Source organism: Cryobacterium sp. PAMC25264 (assembly GCF_019443325.1).
Classification (GTDB): domain Bacteria; phylum Actinomycetota; class Actinomycetes; order Actinomycetales; family Microbacteriaceae; genus Cryobacterium.
The window spans coordinates 2,559,150-2,581,615 of sequence record NZ_CP080383.1; the positions used below are offsets into that span (position 1 = coordinate 2,559,150).

Genomic DNA, 22,466 nt, shown 5'->3' on the forward strand with positions numbered 1-22,466 from the left:
CACAACGGATCGTCCGGCACGTACCTGCCGGTGAAGGAGAATAACGAAACAATGGCTTCAGTAACTTTTGACAAGGCCACCCGCCTGTACCCGGGCTCCACCCGCCCCGCGGTCGACCACCTCGACCTGTCGGTCGCCGACGGTGAGTTCCTCGTCCTGGTCGGCCCCTCCGGCTGTGGCAAGTCCACGTCGCTCCGCATGCTCGCCGGCCTCGAAGAGGTCAACGACGGCGACATCTTCATCGGTGAGCGCAACGTCACCGACGTTCCCCCGAAGGACCGTGACATTGCCATGGTCTTCCAGAACTACGCTCTGTACCCGCACATGACCGTCGCCGAGAACATGGGCTTCGCGCTCAAGATCGCCGGCGTCAACAAGGACGAGCGTGCCACCCGCGTTCTCGAAGCCGCCAAGCTGCTCGACCTCGAGCCCTACCTCAGCCGCAAGCCGAAGGCCCTCTCGGGTGGCCAGCGTCAGCGTGTTGCCATGGGTCGCGCCATCGTGCGTCAGCCCCAGGTGTTCCTCATGGACGAGCCGCTGTCGAACCTCGACGCCAAGCTGCGCGTGCAGACCCGTACCCAGATCGCGTCGCTGCAGCGTCGCCTGGGCGTCACCACGGTCTACGTCACCCACGACCAGACCGAGGCGCTCACCATGGGCGACCGCATCGCCGTGCTCAAGGATGGCGTCCTGCAGCAGGTCGGCACCCCCCGCGACCTGTACGCCAAGCCGAACAACGTCTTCGTTGCCGGCTTCATCGGCAGCCCGGCCATGAACCTGTTCCTGGCCGACGCCGTCGACGGTGGCATCATGTTCGGTACAGCCACGGTGCCCGTGGCCCGCGACACCCTTGCCGGCGCTTCCGGTAAGAAGGTCACCATCGGCGTTCGCCCCGAGGACATCCACCTCTCGACCACCCACGGCGAAGGCCTCGCCGTTGACGTCGACCTGGTCGAGGAGCTCGGCGCCGACGGTTACCTGTACGGCCACTCCACCGTCGAGGGCAAGCGCACCGACATCGTCGCCCGCGTCGATGGCCGTTCGCACCCGTCGGCCGGCGACACCGTCTACCTGACCCCGACGCCGAACCACCTGCACGTGTTCGACGCAGAGACCGGCCTCCGTCTCGGCGGCGCCGTCAGCGACTAAGTTCCATCCCGACAAACTCGACCGCCGGCAGTTTTTGGCGGTCGAGTTTGTCATTTCGGCGCCCGTTCCCTGTGGGCGGCACCGTCGTACATCCCGCGCCTTGTGAGCCCACCCCGGCCGAGGCCACCCGCGGGGCTTCGCCGCCCTGCCGACAGTTAGGCGCTTCATGAGCGGTTCCTTGAACATCACCTCGGCAACGGCCGATCCGGCCCTGCTCGACCTGCCCTGGCACCTGCCGCTGGATGCCTGGCCGAACGAGAACATCGCCTCGCTGCCCAAGGGCCTCTCCCGACACCTCGTGCGATTCGCTCACCTGAGCGGACGCGTCGTGGCCATCAAGGAGACCACCAGCGAGATGGCCAAACGCGAGTACGACATGCTCCGCACCCTGCAGGGCCTCGAGATCCCCTGCGTCGAACCGCTCGCGGTGATCACCAACCGCACCGATGAAGACGGCGACCCGCTCAACTCGGTGCTCGTCACCCGGCACCTCAAGTTCTCGCTGCCCTACCGCGCACTGTACTCGCAGGCCCTCCGCCCGGACACGGCCACCCGCCTCGTCGACGCCCTCGCCCTGCTCCTCGTGCGCGTGCACATGGTCGGCCTGTTCTGGGGCGACGTGTCGCTGTCCAATACCCTCTTCCGCCGCGACGCCGGCGCCTTCGCCGCGTACCTCGTCGACGCGGAGACCGGGCAGCTCTACCCGGGCGGCCTCTCCAACGGCCAGCGCGAGAACGACCTCGAAATCGCCCGTGTCAATATCGCCGGCGAGCTGATGGACCTCGAGGCCGGCGGCCGGGTCGCCAACGAACTCGACCCTATCATCGTCAGCAACGGCATCGTCGCCGCCTACCGGTTGCTCTGGAAGGAGCTCACCGGGTCGGAGTCGTTCGCGAGCAACGAGCGCTGGCGCATCACGGAGCGCGTCGAGCGCCTCAACCACCTGGGCTTCGACATCGAGGAACTGGCCATCAAGACCGATGAGACCGGAACGACGGTGCGCATCCAGCCCAAGGTCGTCGACGCGGGCCACCACCAGCGCCGTCTGCTGCGTCTCACCGGCCTCGACGCCGAGGAGAACCAGGCCCGCCGTCTGCTCAACGACCTCGACTCCTACGGTGTCGCCTACGGCAATCCCGACGCCGACGAGGAGATGATGGCCCACGAGTGGCTGGTGCGAGTGTTCGAACCCGTCGTGCGCGCCATCCCGCGTGAGCTCAAGGGCAAGCTCGAGCCCGCCGAGGTGTTCCACCAGCTGCTCGACCACCGCTGGTACATGGCGCAGAACGCCGGGCGAGACATCCCGTTGGCCGAGGCCGTGACCTCGTACGTGCAGGATGTGCTGCGGCACCGTCGCGACGAGGCCACCGTCATCGATCCGCCCACCACGCCGATCAGCCTCCCCGACCTCGAAGCCGAAGGCATCGACGCCGACGAGGCCGAGGCAGACGACTGGCGCCTGAACGTCTGACGCCCGGCCGCGCGCGAAGGGCCCTTCGCGAACGCGGCAGGTGGGCTCCCCCCGTGAGTTGCCAGTTGGCGCCCTCTCCCGACGCCGCAATGGGCCTCAACTGGAAAGTCACCCACGGCGCGACAGCCGAGTTGCCAGTTCACGCCCCCTCACGGCGCGCCAAGGGGCCTGAAGCGACAACTCACTGGGGCCCACCCAGGCAGAGCCGCTCAGGGCTCTCGACAACGAGACCTGCGGCACTCACCCGGGCACCCGCGTCCCCTCATCAGCACGCCCTGAACTGAACCACGGCAATCAGCGAGGTCGCCCAAGGCCCTGAATCGACCCCTCACACAGCATCCGCCCACAAAAAACGGCGCAGACCACCCGGAATCGGCATGATCTGCGCCGTTCTCACACGCGCGAGCGGTCGGCTCAGGCCTCCGCGGCCTTCTTCGCGACCTTCGCCGCAAGCGCGTCCGCGCGCAGCTTGGAGATCTCGTAGAGGGTGACGCCGGCGGCGATTCCAGCGTTCAGCGATTCGGTGTTCGCGTTGATCGGGATCGACACGATGGCGTCGCAGGTCTCGGTGACGAGGCGGGACAGGCCCTTGCCCTCGCTGCCGACGACCACGACGATGGGGCGCTCCGCATAGCCCAGGCCCAGTTCGGGCAGCTGAGTGTCGCCGCCGCCGTCGAGGCCGATGACGAGCATGCCGCGCTCCTTGAGCGCCTTGAGCGTCTGGGTGAGGTTGCTGGCCATGGCGACGGGCAGGCGCGCTGCGGCACCGGCGGAGGTCTTCCAGGCCGAAGCGGTGACGCCCACGGAGCGGCGCTGCGGCACGATGACGCCGTGGCCGCCGAACGCGGCGGTGGAGCGGATGATCGCACCGAGGTTGCGCGGGTCGGTGATGCCGTCGAGGGCCACGAACAGCGGCTTGTGGCCGCGGCTGATGGTGAGGTCGAGCAGTTCCACCGGGTGCGCGTACTCGTACGCGGGAACCTTGAGCGCGAGGCCCTGGTGCACGGCGTCCTTACCCGAGAGCCGGTCGATCTCGGGGCGCATGACCTCGAGCACCGGGATGTTGCGGGTCGTCGCGAGCTTGAGGACCTCCTTGACCCGGTCATCCATTTCGATGCGCGTGGCCACGTACAGCGCCGATGCGGGGATCTTGGCGCGCAGTGCCTCGAGCACCGAGTTACGGCCGGTGACGACCTCGAACTCGGCCTCCGACTTGGCCTTACGGGTGGACGAACCGCCGCCGCCGGTGTTGCCGGTGCCGGTGTTGCGGCCCGAGCGCGGGGCGCCGGAGCCGGAGCCGCCGGGTGCGCGGCTGCGTCCGCCGCCGGCCGCGGCGAAGCGGTCCTTGGCGGCCTTGGCCTTGCCAGCGGGGTGGTACGGACGGTCTTCGGCCTTGGGGGTGGGCTTCTTGCCCTCGAGTGCCTGACGGCCCTGTCCGCCGGAGCCGACCTGCGGTCCCCTGCTGCCCTTGCGCACCGCGCCGGTGCGCGACTTGCGATCTGTGTTCTTCATCAGTCAAAACTCCAATGTGCACCCGACGGGGTGTCTTCGATGGTTATGCCGGCGGCGACGAGCTCGTCCCGGATACGGTCTGCGGCCGCGTAATCGCGGCTCTGCCTGGCGGTCTCCCGGTCGTCGAGCAGGCGCTCGACGAGAGCGGTGAGGGCCACCATGGCGGGTTCGTCTGTCGCAACGGCCCAGCCGGGCGACAGGGGGTTGATGCCGAGGACCTCGCTCATGGCGAGCACCTGGCCGCGAGCGGTCGCTGCGGCGTGGAGGTCTTCGGCGTCGAGGGCCGCGTTGCCGGCGCGCACGGTGTCGTGCAGCACGCCGAGCGCCTGCGGTACCGCGAGGTCGTCGTCCATGGCCTCGGCGAAGGCATCCGGAACGATCTCGACACCGGAGCCGGCGAAGCGGGTGTCGGCCAGGCGCCGGTCGGCGCGGTCGAGGAAGCTCTCGATGCGCTCGAGGGCCGCCTCGGCCTCGGCGAGGGACCCCTCGTGGAAGTCGAGGGTGGAGCGGTAGTGCGCGGCGCCGAGGTAGTAGCGCACCACGATGGGACGGGCCTGGTCGAGCAGTTCGGCCGCGTAGACCGAGTTGCCCAGCGACTTGGACATCTTCTGGCCATTGGTGTTGACCAGGCCATTGTGCACCCAGTAGTTGGCGAAGGCGTCGCCGGCGGCAGTGGACTGCGCGAGCTCGTTCTCGTGGTGCGGGAAGCGCAGGTCGAGACCGCCGCCGTGGATGTCGAAGTGCGGGCCAAGGTAGCGGGCCGACATGGCGGAGCACTCGATGTGCCAGCCGGGCCGGCCGGAACCCCACGGGGACGCCCAGGCGGCCGAGGCGGGCTCACCCTCCTTGTGCCCCTTCCAGAGGGCGAAGTCGCGGGCATCGCGCTTGCCGCGCGGGTCGGCGTCGGCGGCGGCCTCCATGTTGTCGGGATTCTGCCGGGTGAGTTCGCCGTAGGCGGGCCAGCTCTTGGTGTCGAAATACACGTCGCCGGAGTCGTCCGCGGCCGGGTACGCGTGGCCGGCATCGACGAGCCGGCCGATGATGTTCTGCATCTCCTGCACGCTCGCCGTCGCGCGCGGCTCGTAGGTGGGGGCCAGGATGCCCAGCTTCTGGTAGCCAGCGGTGAATTCCAGTTCGAAGCGGTAGGCCAGCGCCCACCACTGCTCGGTGGTGCCCTGGGCGTTCAGCAGGATCTTGTCGTCGATGTCGGTGACGTTGCGGACGAAGGTGACGTCGTTGCCGCGGTAGCTGAGCCAGCGGCGCAGCTGGTCGTAGACCAGGGCGCTGCGCAGGTGACCGATGTGAGGGGACGACTGCACGGTGGGTCCGCAGACGTAGATTCCCACCTGGCCGGGGACGATCGGCAGGAAATCGCGAAGGGCCGCAGTCTTCGAGTCGTATAGTCGCATGCTCACTGGTTCAGTTTAGGCGAGGGCCGGTAAGTGCTCGGGTAGATGACCGCCGTGGCCAGCGCGGCGATGCCTTCGCCGCGCCCGGTGAAACCGAGCGCGTCGGTGGTGGTGGCCGCTACCGACACCGGGGCGTGCAGGATGCCACTGAGCAACTCCTCCGCTTCGTCCCGCCTCGGGGCGAGCTTGGGCCGGTTACCGATGATCTGCACGGTGACATTGCCGACCCGGTACCCGGCCTCCTCGATCAGGCGCAGGGTCTCGGCGAGGAAGACCTCACCGTGGGCGTCGGTGAGGCGGGGGTCGGCGGTGCCGAACACCTGGCCGATGTCGCCCAGGCCCGCGGCGGCGAGCAGGGCGTCGCAGATGGCGTGCACGGCGGCGTCCCCGTCGCTGTGCCCGGACAGGCCCCGCTCCCCCGGCCAGTGCAGGCCGGCCAGCCACAGGGCACTGGTGTCGTCGAAGGCGTGCACGTCCAGGCCGGTGCCCACGCGCGGCAGAGCGGCAGGGGTCGGCTCGTTCTCACCGAGCAGGAGTTCGGCACGGCGAAGGTCCCACGCGGTGGTGACCTTGAACGCCAGCGGGTCGCCGGGGATCACGGTGACGGGGTTGCCGGCCGCGGCGACGAGCGCCGCGTCGTCGGTGAGGTCTTGCGCAGCGGCATCCGTGCCCGGCAGGCCGGCGGCCCAGGCGAACGCGGCATCGAGCATGGCACGGGGAAAGCCCTGCGGAGTCTGCACGGCCGAGAGCAGCGACCGGTCGACGGTGCCCCGGATGGTGGCGTCGGCGGTGACGCTCTTGATGGTGTCCACCACGGGCAGTCCTGGCACGATGCCGTGGCCCGCGGCGCGCACCGCGGCGACGACGGCCGCGATGAGGGTGCTCGGGGTCAGCGCCCGTGCGGCGTCGTGCACCAGGACGACGCTGACGCCGGCGCGCACGGCGGCGAGCCCGCGGGCCACCGAGGCCTGGCGGGTGTCGCCGCCAGCCACGACGTCAAGGTGTCCGGCGGCGGGCCCGGCCACGTGGGCGGCGATGACCCGAGCCTCGTCGAGTTGGGCGTCGGGCGCTACGACGATCACCTGCGCGGGCTCGTCCAGACCGAACACCCCGGTGAGAGCGTGTTCGAGGATGCTGTGCGCGCCGAGCGGCACGAACGCCTTGGGCTGGTCGCGGCCGAGCCGGCTGCCGCTGCCGGCGGCGACGACGATGACCGCGACGGCGGGAACCGGTAATTCAGTCATGTCTGGAGGCTATCTGGTGGGGCGCGGTGAGGCGGAGCGAAAAGGTCGGGGCCGAACATGCGACAGGCGGCACCGGTGGGCGCCGCCTGTCAGGGAACAGGGTGGGGTTACGAGGCGAGCACCTCGTCGAGCACTGTTGAGGCCTTCTCCTCGTCGGTCTTCTCGGCCAGGGCCAGTTCGGAGATGAGGATCTGCCGCGCCTTCGCGAGCATCCGCTTCTCTCCGGCGGAGAGGCCGCGGTCCTGGTCGCGGCGCCACAGGTCGCGCACGACCTCGGACACCTTGATCACGTCGCCGCTGGCGAGCTTCTCAAGATTGGCCTTGTAGCGCCGTGACCAGTTGGTGGGTTCCTCGGTGAACGGGGCGCGCAGGACTTCGAAGACCTTGTCGAGGCCGTCCTGCCCGATCACGTCGCGAACACCGACCAGGTCGACGTTCTCCGCCGGAACCTCGATGGTGAGGTCCCCCTGGGTGACATTGAGCTTCAAATACAGTTTTTCTTCACCCTTGATGATGCGAGTCTTCACCTCGGTGATCGTCGCAGCGCCGTGGTGGGGATAAACGACCGTTTCGCCGACTTCAAATAACATGTATTGATATCCCTTCAGCAACGTCTATGATACCACCCCACTCCGGCACCCTCCGGAGAGCCCGATGAGCCTGGGAAGACGACGCGCCCGGGCGGGACGCATCCGTAAGGTAAACTCAACGGAAATCTGCAGCGTTCACGCCACTTCGGCTGAACGCTGAACTCTTGTGGAGGTCTTGTGAGAGCGCGAACCATGGCAACCGTCGTTGTGGCGGCCGGAATCCTGTTGGGAACGACCGGATGCAATCTGTACGCGCCCCAGGCGACGACTATTCACTACGACGCGAGCGACGGCGTGAGCGGCAACCTGGGCGACCTGGCCATCCGCAACGCGATCCTGCTCACCGACGACGGTGAGAACGCCAACCTGCTCGTGCACGTGGTGAACAAGAGCGCCAAGTCCGTCAACCTGCTCGTCCAGTACGAGGGCACCGACGAGAAGGTCACCCAGAGGGTGACCATCGACCCCAACGCCACCACCGAGATCGGCGTGCCCGGCGGAGAGAACGTGGGCGTGCAGAGCCTGAACGCCTCGGCAGGCTCACTGTTCCCGGTGTTCTTCCAGTACGGCGACCTCACCGGCATCGAGCTGCTCGTTCCCGTTCTCGACGGCACGCTCGACGCGTACTCCACGCTGGTGCCCACGCCCACCCCCACCGTGGTGCCGACGTCGACACCCGGCGTCACCGAGACGCCCACGGATGCCCCCACCACGACGCCGGAACCCACCACCGCGCCGGAGTAGCCCGCTCGAGTTGCAACAGGATGCCCCTTGGCCGCACGCCAGGGGGCATTTGTGCGCCTCTCGGGAGGTCGGCATCCGCCCAGATGCGGCGAAGTCCCCCTCCGGAAGTGCTGAAGGGGGACGTTGCGGCAACGCAGGGAGGCGGGACCCTGTTACGGGTCAGGCCTCGAAACGGTAGCCGAGCCCGCGCACGGTGACGAGCATCGTGGGCTCGGACGGGGTCACCTCGATGCGCGACCGGATGCGCTTGATGTGCACGTCGAGGGTCTTGGTGTCGCCGAAGTAGTCGGTTCCCCAGACCCGGTCGATCAGCTGGCCGCGGGTGAGCACCCGACCGGCATTGCGGAGCAGGAACTCGAGCAGCTCGAATTCCTTCAGCGGCATGTTCACCACGGCGCCGGAGACCGCCACGGTGTGCCGCTCCAGGTCCATCCGCACGGTGCCTGCGGTCAGCACGCTGTCGTCGGCGTCGGCCGGGTCGGTGTGCCGACGCGATACGGCGCGGATGCGGGCAAGCAGCTCACGGGTCGAGTACGGCTTGGTGACGTAGTCGTCCGCCCCCAGCTCGAGCCCCACGACGATGTCCACCTCGGAGTCCTTGGCGGTGAGCATGATGATCGGCACTGCCGAGCGGGTGCGGATCTCGCGGCACACCTCGGTGCCGGGGATGCCGGGCAGCATCAGGTCGAGCAGCACGAGGTCGGCGCCGGCACGGTCGAACTCGGCCAGGGCGCTCGGGCCGTCCTCTGCAACGGCCACCTCGTAGCCCTCCCGTTCGAGCAGGAAGCTCAGCGGCTCGCTCAGCGCCTGCTCGTCTTCAACAAGAAGGATTCGGGTCATGGGGTGTCTCCTGTCGCCGCTGGAGCGGGGTGGGTGGCCTCGGGGAGGCGGATGGTGAAGGTCGAGCCGCTGCCGGGTTGGGACCAGACGCGGATGTCACCGCCGTGGATCTGCACGACGTGCTTGACGATGGACAGGCCCAGCCCGGTTCCGCCGGTGTTGCGGGAGCGGGCCTGGTCGACGCGGAAGAACCGTTCGAAGATGCGGTCGAGGTCGCTCTCCGGGATGCCGACGCCCTGGTCGGTCACGGTGACCTCGATCACGCCGTCCGTGACGCGGGCGCCCACACCGACCCGGGAACCGGGAGTCGAGTAGTGCACGGCGTTGGCCACCAGGTTGTGCACGGCCATCACGAGCAGGCGTTCGTCGCCGTACACCTGGGCGCGGCACTTCTTCCCCACCGCGAGGGTGATGCGGTCGGCGTCGGCAACGACCCGATTCTGGTCGACGCCCGCGGCCACGATGTCGTCGATGTCGAGCAGCTCGGGCTGCCGCAGCGCATCCTGGGCCTGCAGCCGCGACAGTTCGATGATCTCCTGGGTGAGCCGGGCCAGCCGGCCGGCCTCGGTGGTGAGCCGGTCGGCGAAGCGGCGCACCTGCACGGGCTCGTCCGCCGCATGTCCAAGGGCCTCGGCGAGCAGCCCCACCGCGGCGATCGGGGTCTTCAGCTCGTGGCTGATGTTGGCCACGAAGTCGCGGCGCACCTCGTCGAGCCGGAACGCCTCGGTGCGGTCCTCGGCCAGTAGCAGCACGTAGCGGGAGCCCAGCCGGGCCAGGCGCACCCTGAGGTGCATGCTCGCGTCGCCGAACGGACCGCGGGAGAGTACAAGGTCTTCCGACACCGATTCGCCCGTCCGGCGCACCCCGCGGGCGAGTTCGAGAAGCTCAGGATGGGCCAGTTGCTGGTTCACCACGATGCCCATGGCGAGCGCGCCCGGGGAGGTCTTGATGACGTTGTTGGACGGGTCGAGCACCACGCCGGCGCTGTCGAGGGCGTCAAGCACCTGGTCGATGCCGTCGGGGACGGCGGGGTTGACCACTTCGGCGGCCCGCTTGCCGTGCCGCTCGGCCACATTCAGGAGAGTCACAAACCCTCCACCGACGGTGAGGCCCAGTGCCAGGGACAGCAACACGAGCCACGTCGATTCCATTTCACCAGATTAGTGACTCTGGCACAGGTCATTCGCAGCAGCAAGGGTGCGCACACGCTACTTTAGGAACTGTTCAATCGTGCGGCACCTGCCGTTAACCTGCGTTCGCCAGTATTGGCCGGGGGCCAGGCGGGTCTCATGCGTTCGCGCGCTTTGGCGCGACCAGGAAGGACCACACAAACACATGCGTGAAGTATTTCAGCAAGAGCTCGCCGAGGTGCAGGATCGTCTCGCCGAGATCGCGCGCCTCGTGGCGATCTCGATCGAGAAGGCCACCCACGCTTTCAACAAGTCGGATGTGGCGTTGGCCGAAGAGGTCATCGCCGACGACGACAAGATCGACGCCCTCACCGTGGAACTCGATGAGCTGGCCATCACCATCCTCGCCCGTCAGCAGCCGGTCGCCCGCGACCTGCGTATCGTGGTGAGCGCCCTGCGCATCAGCGCCTCGCTCGAGCGGATGGGCGACATGTCCACGCACATCTCCCAGCTGGCCAGGTACCGGTTCCCCGACAAGGTGATCCCCAAGAGCCTGCGCCCGACGTTCGCCGAGATGGGCGCTCTGGACGTGAAGATCGCGAAGATGCTCGCCGAGCTGCTCACCACCGAGGACATGCAGCTGGCCGAGGCGATCCGCAACGAGGACGACAAGGTGGATGCCCTGCACCTGAGCGTGTTCGACGCCGTGCTCGGCGAGACCTGGAAGGGCCAGGCCGCCGACACCGTCGACGCCACCCTCGCCAGCCGGTACCACGAGCGGTTCGCCGACCACGCGGTCTCGATCGCCAAGAAGGTGCAGTACCTGGGCACCGGTGACTGGCACCAGCCGGCACCCACCGAGGCCTAGATCTCGACAAGCCGCTGGTCTCGACCCTAACGCGGTCTCGACCCGCACGCTGGTCGAGCTTGTCGAGACCTCGTGAGGGATCTCGACAAGCTCGATCACCGGTTCGGCTCGATCACCGGTTCGGCTCGATCACCGGTTCGGCTCGATCAACGAGAAAAGCCCCCGTCTTGTGACGGGGGCTTTTCTTGTGGGGGCTGGGGTTACTTCTTGCCCTGCGCGGCGACCGCTGCGGCGCCGGCCGCTGCGGCGGCGGGGTCGAGGTACTCGCCCGCGCCGATGGGCTTGAGGTCTTCGTCGAGACGGTAGACCAGCGGGATGCCGGTGGGGATGTTCAGCTCGGCGATGTCGGCGTCGGAGATGCCGTCGAGGTGCTTGACCAGCGCGCGCAGCGAGTTGCCGTGCGCGGTGACGAGAACCGTCTTGCCGGTGCGGAGGTCAGCGGCGATGTCGGACTCCCAGTAGGGAAGCATCCGTGCGATGACGTCCTTGAGGCTCTCGGTGCGGGGCACGTCGTCACCGAGGTCGGCGTAACGGGCGTCGCCCACCTGCGACCACTCGGAGGAGTCGTCGAGCAGGGGCGGCGGCACGTCGAACGAACGACGCCAGGTCTGGAACTGCTCGGGGCCGTACTTGGCCAGTGTCTCGGCCTTGTCCAGGCCCTGCAAGGCGCCGTAGTGACGCTCGTTGAGGCGCCAGGAGCGCTTGACATCGATCCACAGACGGTCGGCCTCTTCGAGGGCGATGTCGGCGGTCTGGATGGCGCGGGTGAGGCGCGAGGTGTGCAGGATGTCGGGCAGCAAGCCCGACTCGGCCAGCAGTTCGCCGGCGCGCAGCGCTTCGGCCCGGCCCTGGTCGCTCAGACGCACATCCACCCAACCGGTGAAGAGGTTTTGCTGGTTCCAGGTGCTGTTGCCGTGGCGGAGGAGGATGAGGGTATAAGGAGCAGACATGTTCCAACTCTAGCGAGCGGTCCGCCGCCCTGCCGCACCCGGCCGCGTGACGAAAGTCCCGCCGGATAACGCCCGCTCAGCCGCGGGGAGCCCGCACGCCCAGCCGGGGCAGCCGGGGAATCTCGGCTACGGAGCCGGCCGATTCGGGCACGATGACCTCCTGGCTGGCGGTGATGGAGAGGCCCTGCGAGAGCACGTGCAACGTCACCGAGCCGGGCACGGTGCGCTTGATCACGGCCAGCGCGATCGGACCGAGCTCGTAGTGGATGGCGCTGGAGGTGATGGTGCCCACGGTGCGCCGCTCGGGCTCGCCGCCGGCGACGAACCGGTCGCCCTGCACTTCGTCGCCGTGGGCGGGCAGCACGGAGTCAGAGCCGTCCAGGTGCAACAGCACCAGCCGGCGGGGCGGGTGACCGAGGTTGTGCACCTTGGCGATGGTCTCCTGGCCGCGGTAGCAGCCCTTGTTGAGGTGCACGGCGGTGCGCAGCCAGTCCAGTTCGTGCGGGATGGTGCGCTCGTCGGCATCGAGGGCTCCGCGCGGCCGCCAGGCGGCGATGCGCAGCGCCTCCAGGGCCAGCAGACCGGCGGCGGCCACGGTTCCGGCCGCCACGGCGTCGCGGAGCTCCGGCAGCGCCGAGCGGTCGATGAGCACCTCGCTCCACTGCCAGGCGGCGCCGGGGTGGGCGGTCTCGGCGGCGTACTGCCAACCGCCCGGGGTCACGGCGTTCCAGGGGTCGTGCCACACGAGCGGCACCCCGTTCGGGCTCGCGGGAGTGAGCGCCACGGTCGCCGGGTCGGCGGCCATGGTGCCGATGGTGGCGTAAGCGAGGGTGTGGTCGACGACCTGCACCCGCAGGGTGAAGCGCATCCGGTCGAGCCAGGCGTGCAGGCCGGGCAGCTCGGCGGCCTCGATAAGCAGCCAGCTTTCCACGCCGTCGTCGACAAGCGCGATGGCGTACTCGAGGTGCCCGGATGGGTCCAGCAGCAGAGTCTCGGTGGACTGGCCGGGGGTGAGACCGCGCAGCTCCTGGCTGGACATGGAGTTCAGCCACGTGAGCCGGTCGGGGCCGGAGATGGAGAGCACCCCACGGTGGGACAGGTCGACGACTGCAGTGCCGCCCAACAGCCGACGCTGTTCGGCGTTCGGTCCGCCGTAGTGCGCGGCCACGCCGGCGTCGATGCCCTCGGCTCCGACGGCACCGTCCAGGCTCAGCAGCGGTGAGATGGCGGCGGGTACGGACGGGGCGGCGGTGCTCATCGGGTCTCCTTCGTAACGGCGTCTACAACGGCGTTGGGTGGCGGGCACTCGATGCGGCGCCTCGATGCGGGAGGGTCGACAGCGGGAACGCGAGGCCCATATGCTAACCCAACGGGCTGTGCGGCATCGGGTATTCCCGCCCGGCGGCCGGAACCCGTGAGACAACGAAAGTCACCGATGACACTTCCCGCCCGTTACGTCGCGGCCCTCCGCCTGCTCGCGGCGCTGATCACGGTAGTGGCGGTGGCCGCCACGTTCCTGGACACGGCAGGGCGCGGCACGGTGAACCCGTTCAACTTCTTCGGCTTCTTCACCATCCAGGGCAACATCCTGGCGGCCGTCACGCTGGGAATCACCGCCGTGCTCGGTCTGCGGGGCCGACGGGTGTCCCCCGGGCTTGACCTGGCCCGGGCGGCGACCACGGCCTACATGATCGTGGTCGGGCTCGTCTACAACACCCTGTTGACCGGGCTCACCGGCGGGGTCACGCTGCCGTGGGCCAACACCATGCTGCACGTGGTGTTCCCGCTGTATTGCCTGCTGGACTGGCTGCTCGTGGCCGATCGGGGCGCTCAGCCCTGGCGGCGGCTCTGGACAGTGCTGGTCTACCCGGTGCTCTGGACCACCGTGGTATTGCTGCGCGGGGCGACGGATGGCTGGGTGCCGTACCCGTTCCTCAGCCCGACCATGGGGTATGGCTCGGTCTTCGGCTACGTGCTGCTCATCGCGGTGGCCTTCATCGCCGCCGGCGCGGCGGTGTTCGGACTGAGCCGGGTACGCATCATCACGGTGCCGCCGGGGGCCGGCACACCCGGACCGGCCTGGGGTTCCGCCTAGATGAGTGAGTCCTAATGGTCGTAGGCGATGAGGGATCGTTTATTGGGTGCTTGGATGAGCCAGTTGTGCCAGATTCCGGCGGCGAGGGCGAGTAGTCGGCCGGCGATTCGGGAGTAGAGGCCGTGGAGGGTGCGTCCGCCGTGGTCTTCGAGGGTGAGTTGGCCTTTGAGGGTGTCGAAGACGGACTCGACCCATTGGCGGATGCCGCCGAGCTTGCCGAAGCGTTTCTTCTCGTCTTTGCGGTCGGGGCGGATGAGGTGAGCGCCGAGTTCGTTGGTGATGAACGCCTCGAATTCGCGGCCGGCGAAGCCTTTGTCGCCGATTATGACTTGGCCGGGGTGGAGCAGGTGACGGTCGTGTTCAAGCATCGCTTGCGCGGCTTCGCGTTCACCGATTTTCGGGTTGGCCAGGCCCCAGATCACGGGCATGCCATCAGGGGTGCAGATCAGATAGAGCCGGAATCCCCAGAAGAAGCGGGAGTGAGAGGCGCAGTAGCCGTAGCCTGCGTGGCCGGCGAGGTCGGAGCGTTTCACGGTCTCGCGGGACTTACCGCAGGGCACTGGGGTGGAGTCAATCAGGCGGGTGATCTCGCCCCAGGACGGGGTATCGCGGGCCAGCTCCGTGATCACAGCGGAGAGCAGTCCGGAGGCCTGGCGGACGCGTTTGCCCCACCCGGATTGTTGAGGCAGGTTCGGGAACATCTCGCCCAGGTGGCTGTGGGCGTAGCGGATCCATTTACGGTCCGATGCGATGCCGAGCAAGTGTTGGGCCACGACGAGGCAGAGCAGCTCGACGTCGTTCAGGACGGGCTTGCGGCCGGGGTGTCGGTCTCGGGAAAAGCCGAGCGCGGGCATGATGCGGTCGTCGAGATGGACGTAAAGTGTGGTCAGGAGGGTGTTGAGGTCAGTTTTCACACACAGGGTTTAACACCCTCCGTCTTCGGTCCTCGGGATTAACGCGCCGGTAGTTCATATGGACTACAACGAGCCGTCCCCCAGCGAGATCAATTAGGACTCACTCATCTAGGAGGAGGCCCGACTGAGCCGGCCGGAGGCGTGCGTGCGCAGGTCCTGGCCGAGCGCGGCGATGTCCCACGCCCAGAGCAGGTGGCTGTCGACCAGCCCATACAGCCGGGTCGCGGCCGCGTACGGCTTGGCGCCGCTGGTCTGCACGATCGCGTCGGTGGCGAGGTCGATCCGGGGGCCCTTGACCTGGCCGAGGTAGAGCTCCAGGATTCCGCCGGGATGCACCAGGCTCACCTCGATGTCGAAGCCGCCGTCGGCGTTCCGCAGGGTCTCCACCGCCTCGGCGGTTTGGAACGGGGCCGGACCCACACCGGGGAGCAGGCCAGGGCCCGCGTCACCCGCTTGCTGCGGACGGCTGAGCCGCCAGTACCCGGTCTCGGTCACCAGTGGAGTCGCCGCCGGTGCGGGGCCGGGGACGCTGTCGGAGTCCGGGCCGGACGCATCCGTCGTCGGCGCCTCGGGCTCGAGCCAGGTGTACGAGCTGTAGTTGAGGTGCGGCAGGCCGTCATGGCTGAAGCTGATGCGCTGCCCGAACTCGCGGGTGACGGTTTCGCCGTCGACCGTGTAGTCGAGGATTCCCGATCCTTCCCAGACCCCGATCAACCAGGACAAGGGGACGAGCTCGGACGGCAAGCCGACCGGAAGTTCGTACACGTTACCGCTGGCCGCGGAACAGCTTGAACAGCACGACGCCGGAGACCCAGGCGATCGACAGGCTGGCCAGCGCGAGGAGGCCCAGGAACAGGATTTCGAGTGCGAGCGTTGACATGCCCCAACTCTAGCCTCTGGCGGGCGCGGCACGCCGGAATCGGGCGGAGAGTCTGCGGTGCGGTGTCTTCGCGGCCTCACGGGATCTCGACAGGCTGGATCAACGCGACAGTCTCGATCACCGCTACGGGCTCGATCGATGTCTGTGGGGGCGGCTCAGACCAGACCGTTGAGGGCAAACACGCCCGTGGCTGCGGCCAAAACTGTGACGGCGCCGACCACGCTGAGGGTGACCCGGTGCACGTAGCCCTCTTTCTGTCCGGTGGACAGCTGAGCGGCCAGTGTGAGGATGGTGCAGCCCGCCAGCGACAGGCTGACCCAGACCAGCCGGTTTTCCGGGGCGACGAGCGCGCCGGTCAGCACCGCGCAGACCACGGCGACCAGCCAAATCATCACTACACTCAAACGCTTCCAGCTCACTGTCCCATTCTGCACGCCCGAGTGTCTTTCCGTGGCACGCTAGGATTAGCCGCACGATACTTGGAGGACCTGCGTGGCGCAGCTGTTGATCCTAACCTCGGCTATGAACGACGAAGTTCTTCCAGCCCTGGCGTTGCTGTCGCACAGCACACGACTCATTCCGGCACAGCCGGATCAGCTCATCACCGCGCCTGATTCCGACCTGATCCTGGTCGACGCCCGGTCCAATCTGATGGCCGCCAAGTCGCTCTGCCAGATCCTGCGCACCACCGGAAGCAGCGTGCCGTTGCTCCTCGTGATCACCGAGGGCGGCCTCACCGCCGTCAGCCCCGACTGGGGCGTGGACGACGTGGTGCTCGACACGGCCGGACCCGCCGAGGTGGATGCGCGCATCCGCCTGGCCGCCGGGCGCACGCCGCACAACGAGCCCTCCCCACCATCCGTGCCGCCGGCGTCGTCATCGACGAGGCCAGCTACTCGGCCAAGGTGCACGGCAAGCCGCTCGATCTCACCTACAAGGAGTTCGAGCTGCTGCGCTTCCTCGCCGCGCACCCCTCCCGCGTGTTCACCCGCGAGCAGCTGCTCAGCGAGGTGTGGGGCTACGACTACTTCGGCGGAACCCGCACGGTCGACGTGCACGTGCGGCGCCTGCGTGCCAAGCTCGGCGACCAGGAATCCCTGATCGGGACCGTGCGCAACGTGGGCTACCGGTTCAACGTCTATGAGGAGGACGGCGAACGTGTCGCTCACTCTGTCGGCTCCTGACCTCTCCGACACGGCCTTCGCGGCCCGGTTCCACGATGTCGCCGACGCGAGCGCGCACACGGACGGCTATCGCCCGTTCAACGAACAGGCCATGCTCGACGCCCGCTCCGGCCGGCGCTCGCCCCAGCTGCTGATCGAGGGCGAGGACGCCGTCGGCGCCGCGATCTTCGGCCGCGGCGAGATCGACCTGGTCGTGCACCCGCGCTACCGTCGCCGGGGCCACGCCACGGCTGCGCTCCGCCGCCTGTTCGAGGACGAGGGCGGCATGTCGGGCGACCTCACCGCCTGGGCGCATGGCGACCACCCCGCGGCACGCCGCCTCGCCGACAGGTTCGGCTTCAGCGCCGAGCGCACCCTGCTGCAGCTGGAACGCCCGCTCACTGACGCGGACTCCGAGGCCGCCCCGGAGCTGCCGAGCGGCCTGATCATCGACACCTTCCGCCCGGCACCGGCCGGCGACGCCGCGGAGTGGGTGCGGTTGAACGCCCTGGTCTTCGCCACGCATCCGGAGCAGGGCGCCATCACCGAGGCCGACCTCGCCGACCGGATGAATGAGCCCTGGTTCGACGCGGGCGACCTACTCCTGGCCCGCGACACCCAGACCGGCGAGCCCGGCCGGATCGTCGGCTACAACTGGCTCAAGATCGAGCCCGGCGCCACGCTCGGTGAAATCTACGTTCTCGGTGTGCACCCGGATGCCGCGGGAGCCGGCCTCGGCCGCGCCCTCATGCTCGCGGGCCTGGGGCGCCTGCGCGAGCGCGGTTGCACGGCCGTCGAGCTCTACGTCGAGGCCGAAAGCGCCGGCCCGGTGCGGCTGTATCGCAGCCTCGGTTTCGCCGAGGCCACCGTGGATGTGCAGTACCGCAGGGCACCGCGTTAAGACTCCGTTCACCGTGGGCGTCGCGCCCGCTCGGCGCCGGGTGTCAAGATGGACAGATGGACGGCGACAACATCCCAGGCACCTCGGGGCTCGAGAGTGAACTTGACGACGATTTTGACCCTCAGATCGGCAAAAACGATCCGGCACTCCCGAGCGAGCGGTACCTCGACCGCGAGCTGAGCTGGCTGGCCTTCAACCAGCGAGTGCTCGAGCTGGCCGAAGACCCGGCCCTGCCGGTGCTCGAACGCGCGAACTTCCTGGCCATCTTCGCCAGCAACCTCGACGAGTTCTTCATGGTTCGCGTCGCCGGTCTCAAGCGCCGCATCCTCACCGGGCTGGCCGTGCCCACCAACATCGGCCGCGCCCCACAGGATGTGCTCTCCGACATCTCCAAAGCCGCCCACGTGCTGCAGGACCGCCACGCCCACGCGTTCCAGGAGCTCGTGCGCCCGGCCCTGGCGGAGCACGGCGTGGACATCGTCACCTGGGACAGTCTGAACGACGAGGACCGCCGGTCGCTGCGCGGCTACTTCTCCAACCAGATCTTCCCGGTGCTGATGCCGCTGGCCGTCGACCCGGCGCATCCGTTCCCCTACATCTCCGGCCTCTCGCTCAACCTGGCCGTGCGGTTGCACAGCTCCAAGACCGGCAAGCAGGAGTTCGCCCGGCTCAAGGTGCCCTCGATGCTCCCCCGCTTCGTGCGGGTGGACCGCACCGAGTCCGTCGACAAGGTGCGCTTCATCACCCTCGAAGACCTCATCGCCAACCACCTGGGTGACCTGTTCCCCGGCATGGACATCCTCGAACACCACGTCTTCCGGGTCACCCGCAACGAAGACGTCGTGATCGAGGAAGACGACACCGAGAACCTCATCAAGGCCCTCGAGAAGGAGCTGCTGCGCCGCCGGTTCGGCCCGCCTATCCGTCTCGAGGTCACCGAGGACATGGACGAGGTGACCCTGGGCCTGCTCGTGCGCGAGCTCGACGTGACCGAGCAGGAGGTGTACCGGCTGCCCGCGCCGCTGGACCTCGGTGGCCTGTTCGACCTGCGCATCGATCGCCCTGACCTGCACTACACGAAGCACGTGCCCACCACGGCCGCGCAGTTGCTCACCGGCGAACCCAACGAGACCCCGGACATCTTCCGCGCCATCAGCCGCGGCGACGTGCTGCTGCACCACCCGTACGAGTCGTTCGCGACGAGCGTGCAGGCGTTCCTCGAGCAGGCCGCCGCCGACCCCAACGTGCTGGCCATCAAGCAGACCCTGTACCGCACCTCGGGCGACAGCCCCATCGTGGAGGCGTTGATCGCCGCCGCGGAGTCGGGCAAGCAGGTGCTCGCGCTGGTGGAGATCAAGGCCCGCTTCGACGAGCAGGCCAACATCTCTTGGGCACGCAAGCTCGAGAAGGCCGGTGTGCACGTGGTCTACGGGCTCGTCGGGCTCAAGACGCACTGCAAACTCGCGCTCGTGGTGCGCTACGAGAAGGGCGTGCTGCGCCACTACAGCCACATCGGCACGGGCAACTACAACCCCAAGACCAGCCGCATCTACGAAGACATGGGCCTGCTGACCGCGGATGACCAGGTCGGCAAGGACCTCACCCGGCTGTTCAACGAGCTCTCCGGCTACGCCATCGAGAAGAAGTTCAAGCGTCTGCTGGTGGCCCCGCTGCACCTGCGCAAGGCCCTGCTCAAGCGCATCGCCGACGAAACCGCGAACGCGGCGGCCGGCAAGCCGTCGGGCATCCGGATCAAGGTGAACTCGATGGTCGACGAGGACATCATCGACGCGCTCTACCGGGCCAGCCAGGCCGGAGTGCCCGTCGACGTGTGGGTGCGCGGCATCTGCAGTCTCAAGCCCGGTGTGCCCGGCATGAGCGAGAACATCCGGGTGCGCTCGATCCTGGGGCGCTACCTCGAGCACTCGCGGATCTTCTGCTTCCACACTCTGGGCGAGCCGCAGGTGTTCATCGGCAGCGCCGACATGATGCACCGCAACCTCGACCGCCGGGTGGAGGCGCTCGTGCGCCTGGTCGACCCGCGGCACCTCACCGAGGTGGACGCCCTGTTCACCCGGGCCATGGACGAGCGCACCTCGTCGTGGTGGCTCGACGAGAACGGCGAGTGGACCCGGCACCACCAGGACGCCGAGGGCAAACCCCTCGACGACATGCAGAACAGGCTGATGCAGCAAATCGGGCAGCGGAAGCGCCCGGTGAGCCGCCGATGAGCGACGCCGCCACGGCCGTGTACGCGGCCGGCGCCGTGTGCTGGCGCCTGATCGACGGCAAGATGCACGTGCTGCTGATCCACCGCACCGTGCACGGCGACATCACCATCCCCAAGGGCAAGGTCGACCCCGGCGAGACGCTGCCGGTCACGGCAGTGCGGGAGATCGAGGAGGAGACGGGCCTGGCCATCGCGCTGGGCGTGCCACTGGGCGTGTCCGAGTACCCGATGCCCAACGGCAAGGACAAGATCGTGCACTACTGGGCCGCCGAGGTGCTGCCCGAGCACATCCTGCGTTCCACCTTCGTGCCCAACGGCGAGGTGGCCGCCCTCGAGTGGGTGACCATCAAGAAGGCCAGGACCTACCTCAGCTACGGCCAGGACGTGGAGATCATCGACGCGTTCGCCCGGCTTGTGGCGCAGGGCATCACGAGCACCTTCGCGATCATCGCACTCCGCCACGCCAAGGCCACTCCGCCGCACGACTGGTCGGGACCCGACGCCACCCGCCCGCTCAGCGAACGCGGTGTGACGCAGGCCGCGGCCCTGGCCGGCACCGTGAGCGCATGGCATCCGCAGCGCATCTTCACGAGCACCGCCACCCGCTGCGTCACCACCGTCGCCCCGCTGTCGGCGGCCACCGGTGTGCCGTTCAAGCGCACCGACCTGATCAGCCAGGACGCCTGGGAACAGGGCACCTCGGATGTGCGCCACAGCGTGGGCAAACGCGTCCGCGCCCGCAAGACCGCCGTGCTCTGCAGCCACGGACCGGTGTTGCCCGACATCCTGCGGGAGATCGCCCTGGCGACCGGCTCGCCGGTGACCCAGCAGGTCTCCAATGCCGCAGCGCTCGCGCCCAGCGGGTTCTCTGTCGTGCACCTCTCCAGTGACAACCCGAGCGCGGGGATCCTGGCGATCGAGACCCACCCGCCGCGCCTGTAGACCGCCGAGACCAGAGCGTCCGCAGCCCCGGAACGGGCTGCGGGCGCTCTGTCGTCGAGCCCGAAGCGACGGATGCCGTTTACCTCCCGTTCACCCGGGAGGGGGAGTGTCGTTAACCACAGCGAATAGCGTCTGACGAGGGCCAGCACCGGCCCATGTTCGCGGGATTCTCCTGCGATCGCGTTCCCTGTATTCGACCTGAAAAGGATCCTTGTGAATCTCATGCGTATTGGCCGCCCCGCGGTCATTGCCATCGCCGCAGCCCTCGTTCTCTCCTCCTGCGCGTCGAACGAAACACCCGCCAGCACGGGTTCCGACGCCCCGACCGAGAGCACCCTGACCGGCACGATCAACGCCGCAGGCGCCTCGTCGCAGGGCTCGGCCCAGGAGGCCTGGATCTCCGCCTTCCAGACGGCCAACCCGGACGTCACCATCAACTACGACCCGTCGGGCTCCGGCGCCGGTCGCGAGACCTTCATCGCCGGCGGCAGCGACTTCGCCGGTTCGGACTCCTACCTCAACGACGACGAGCTCGCCGGCACCTTCGCCGCCTGCGCGCCGGACACCACGGCGGTGGACCTCCCCGTCTACATCTCCCCCATCGCCGTGATCTTCAACATCGAGGGCGTCACCGACCTCAACCTCGACGCCGCCACCCTGGCCAAGATCTTCAAGGGCGACATCACCACCTGGAACGACCCGGCCATCGTCGCGCTGAACGCTGACGCCAAGCTTCCGGCCACCGCGATCACCGCCGTGCACCGCTCGGACGACTCGGGCACCACCAAGAACTTCTCCGACTACCTCAACCAGAACGCCGCTGACGTCTGGACCGAGAAGCCGGCCGACCCGTTCCCGTACCAGTCCGGTGAGGGCGCCCAGGGCACCTCCGGTGTCGTCGACGCCGTCACCAACGGCACCGGCACCATCGGCTACGCCGACGCCTCGCGCGCCGGTGACCTCGGCGTCGCCAAGATCAAGGTCGGCGAGGAATTCGTCGGCTACACCGCCGAGGCCGCAGCCGCTGTGGTCGCCGACTCCCCCCTCGTTGACGGCCGTGCCGACAACGACCTGGCCATCAAGCTGAACCGCACCACCACCGACGCGACGCACTACCCGCTCGTTCTGGTCAGCTACGCCGTGGTCTGCACCGAGTACGCGGACGCCGACCAGGGCGCCCTCGTCAAGGAGTACGTCAGCTACATGGCCAGCGAGGCCGGCCAGGAAGTGGCCGCGTCCGCTGCCGGCGCCGCACCGCTCTCCAGCGACCTGCAGTCCAAGGTCGCCGCGGTTCTCGACACCCTCAAGTAAACATCCGCTGAGCCCACACCTCAGCACCCTGCCCGGCCGGGCTTCCGCGTTGCACGCGGTCGCCCGGTCGGGCACACTGAGGCGTGGGGTCAGGCTTCAGATCCACCCGTACCGGTAAGACCC

20 protein-coding genes and 1 pseudogene are annotated in these 22,466 nt (G+C 68.3%); 10 read left to right on the forward strand and 11 right to left on the reverse strand.

Annotation, left to right across the window (positions count from 1 at the left end):
- Positions 1 to 51: 51 nt before the first annotated feature.
- A complete protein-coding gene (locus KY500_RS11855) occupies positions 52 to 1,149 on the forward strand; it encodes an ABC transporter ATP-binding protein (protein ID WP_219900752.1) in 1,098 nt (365 codons plus the stop codon).
- Between the two features lie 166 nt (positions 1,150 to 1,315).
- Positions 1,316 to 2,620, forward strand: a complete 1,305-nt coding sequence (locus KY500_RS11860; protein ID WP_219900753.1) for a DUF4032 domain-containing protein — start codon at positions 1,316 to 1,318, stop codon at positions 2,618 to 2,620.
- Between the two features lie 414 nt (positions 2,621 to 3,034).
- Here the strand turns inward: KY500_RS11860 and rlmB are convergent, their stop codons facing one another.
- From rlmB to KY500_RS11880, 4 genes are all read right to left on the reverse strand, one after another.
- Entirely contained in the window at positions 3,035 to 4,132 is a 1,098-nt protein-coding gene (rlmB, locus tag KY500_RS11865; RefSeq protein ID WP_219900754.1) for a 23S rRNA (guanosine(2251)-2'-O)-methyltransferase RlmB, read from the reverse strand.
- A complete protein-coding gene (gene cysS / locus KY500_RS11870) occupies positions 4,132 to 5,547 on the reverse strand; it encodes a cysteine--tRNA ligase (RefSeq protein ID WP_219900755.1) in 1,416 nt (471 codons plus the stop codon). Before cysS ends, rlmB begins: the two co-directional genes overlap by 1 nt.
- On the reverse strand, positions 5,544 to 6,785 hold the full coding sequence (gene ispD, locus KY500_RS11875) for a 2-C-methyl-D-erythritol 4-phosphate cytidylyltransferase (RefSeq protein ID WP_219900756.1): 1,242 nt from the start codon (positions 6,783 to 6,785) through the stop codon (positions 5,544 to 5,546). The genes cysS and ispD overlap by 4 nt, the downstream gene beginning before the upstream one ends.
- Before the next feature lie 107 nt (positions 6,786 to 6,892).
- On the reverse strand, positions 6,893 to 7,375 hold the full coding sequence (locus KY500_RS11880) for a CarD family transcriptional regulator (protein ID WP_066597369.1): 483 nt from the start codon (positions 7,373 to 7,375) through the stop codon (positions 6,893 to 6,895).
- 192 nt (positions 7,376 to 7,567) lie between these two features.
- Here KY500_RS11880 and KY500_RS11885 point away from each other — a divergent pair, with 192 nt between their 5' ends.
- Entirely contained in the window at positions 7,568 to 8,119 is a 552-nt protein-coding gene (locus KY500_RS11885; RefSeq protein ID WP_084021181.1) for a hypothetical protein, read from the forward strand.
- A 159-nt stretch (positions 8,120 to 8,278) separates the two neighbouring features.
- Here KY500_RS11885 and KY500_RS11890 read toward each other — a convergent pair whose 3' ends face one another.
- Together KY500_RS11890 and KY500_RS11895 are read right to left on the reverse strand one after the other, a co-directional pair.
- Complete coding sequence (locus KY500_RS11890; protein ID WP_219900757.1) at positions 8,279 to 8,959, reverse strand: response regulator transcription factor; 681 nt, start codon at positions 8,957 to 8,959, stop codon at positions 8,279 to 8,281.
- Positions 8,956 to 10,110 carry a cell wall metabolism sensor histidine kinase WalK gene (locus tag KY500_RS11895; protein ID WP_219900758.1) on the reverse strand — a complete coding sequence of 385 codons (1,155 nt, stop codon included), beginning with the start codon at positions 10,108 to 10,110 and terminating at the stop codon, positions 8,956 to 8,958. The genes KY500_RS11890 and KY500_RS11895 overlap by 4 nt, the downstream gene beginning before the upstream one ends.
- Before the next feature lie 184 nt (positions 10,111 to 10,294).
- Here KY500_RS11895 and phoU point away from each other — a divergent pair, with 184 nt between their 5' ends.
- Positions 10,295 to 10,957, forward strand: a complete 663-nt coding sequence (phoU, locus tag KY500_RS11900) for a phosphate signaling complex protein PhoU (RefSeq protein WP_219900759.1) — start codon at positions 10,295 to 10,297, stop codon at positions 10,955 to 10,957.
- A 200-nt stretch (positions 10,958 to 11,157) separates the two neighbouring features.
- Here the strand turns inward: phoU and KY500_RS11905 are convergent, their stop codons facing one another.
- Positions 11,158 to 11,907 carry a phosphoglyceromutase gene (locus KY500_RS11905; protein ID WP_066597380.1) on the reverse strand — a complete coding sequence of 250 codons (750 nt, stop codon included), beginning with the start codon at positions 11,905 to 11,907 and terminating at the stop codon, positions 11,158 to 11,160.
- 76 nt (positions 11,908 to 11,983) lie between these two features.
- A complete protein-coding gene (locus KY500_RS11910; protein ID WP_219900760.1) occupies positions 11,984 to 13,165 on the reverse strand; it encodes a folate-binding protein YgfZ in 1,182 nt (393 codons plus the stop codon).
- Positions 13,166 to 13,342: 177 nt separating this feature from the next.
- Between KY500_RS11910 and KY500_RS11915 the strand changes: the two genes are divergently transcribed.
- The gene (locus KY500_RS11915; protein ID WP_219900761.1) at positions 13,343 to 14,002 is read left to right on the forward strand and encodes a Pr6Pr family membrane protein; all 660 of its coding nucleotides are present in this window, start codon (positions 13,343 to 13,345) and stop codon (positions 14,000 to 14,002) included.
- A gap of 11 nt (positions 14,003 to 14,013) precedes the next feature.
- Here the strand turns inward: KY500_RS11915 and KY500_RS11920 are convergent, their stop codons facing one another.
- From KY500_RS11920 to KY500_RS11930, 3 genes are all read right to left on the reverse strand, one after another.
- The gene (locus tag KY500_RS11920; protein ID WP_219900762.1) at positions 14,014 to 14,916 is read right to left on the reverse strand and encodes an IS982 family transposase; all 903 of its coding nucleotides are present in this window, start codon (positions 14,914 to 14,916) and stop codon (positions 14,014 to 14,016) included.
- Between the two features lie 108 nt (positions 14,917 to 15,024).
- Entirely contained in the window at positions 15,025 to 15,681 is a 657-nt protein-coding gene (locus KY500_RS11925) for an FABP family protein (RefSeq protein ID WP_219900763.1), read from the reverse strand.
- Between the two features lie 270 nt (positions 15,682 to 15,951).
- Positions 15,952 to 16,188 (reverse strand): hypothetical protein, encoded by a 237-nt coding sequence (locus tag KY500_RS11930; RefSeq protein WP_219900764.1) that lies wholly within the window; start codon positions 16,186 to 16,188, stop codon positions 15,952 to 15,954.
- A gap of 100 nt (positions 16,189 to 16,288) precedes the next feature.
- Between KY500_RS11930 and KY500_RS11935 the strand changes: the two are divergent.
- The 5 genes and pseudogenes from KY500_RS11935 (at position 16,289) to pstS (ending at position 22,343) form a co-directional block, all read left to right on the forward strand.
- Positions 16,289 to 16,980: pseudogene (locus tag KY500_RS11935) on the forward strand (DNA-binding response regulator).
- Positions 16,955 to 17,860 (forward strand): mycothiol synthase, encoded by a 906-nt coding sequence (gene mshD, locus KY500_RS11940; RefSeq protein ID WP_255579237.1) that lies wholly within the window; start codon positions 16,955 to 16,957, stop codon positions 17,858 to 17,860. The pseudogene KY500_RS11935 and the gene mshD overlap by 26 nt, the downstream one beginning before the upstream one ends.
- Positions 17,861 to 17,916: 56 nt before the next feature.
- Positions 17,917 to 20,091, forward strand: a complete 2,175-nt coding sequence (locus KY500_RS11945; RefSeq protein WP_219900766.1) for an RNA degradosome polyphosphate kinase — start codon at positions 17,917 to 17,919, stop codon at positions 20,089 to 20,091.
- On the forward strand, positions 20,088 to 21,032 hold the full coding sequence (locus KY500_RS11950; protein ID WP_219900767.1) for an NUDIX hydrolase: 945 nt from the start codon (positions 20,088 to 20,090) through the stop codon (positions 21,030 to 21,032). The genes KY500_RS11945 and KY500_RS11950 overlap by 4 nt, the downstream gene beginning before the upstream one ends.
- Before the next feature lie 213 nt (positions 21,033 to 21,245).
- Positions 21,246 to 22,343 (forward strand): phosphate ABC transporter substrate-binding protein PstS, encoded by a 1,098-nt coding sequence (gene pstS, locus KY500_RS11955; RefSeq protein ID WP_370626804.1) that lies wholly within the window; start codon positions 21,246 to 21,248, stop codon positions 22,341 to 22,343.
- The last annotated feature ends 123 nt before the right edge of the window (positions 22,344 to 22,466 follow it).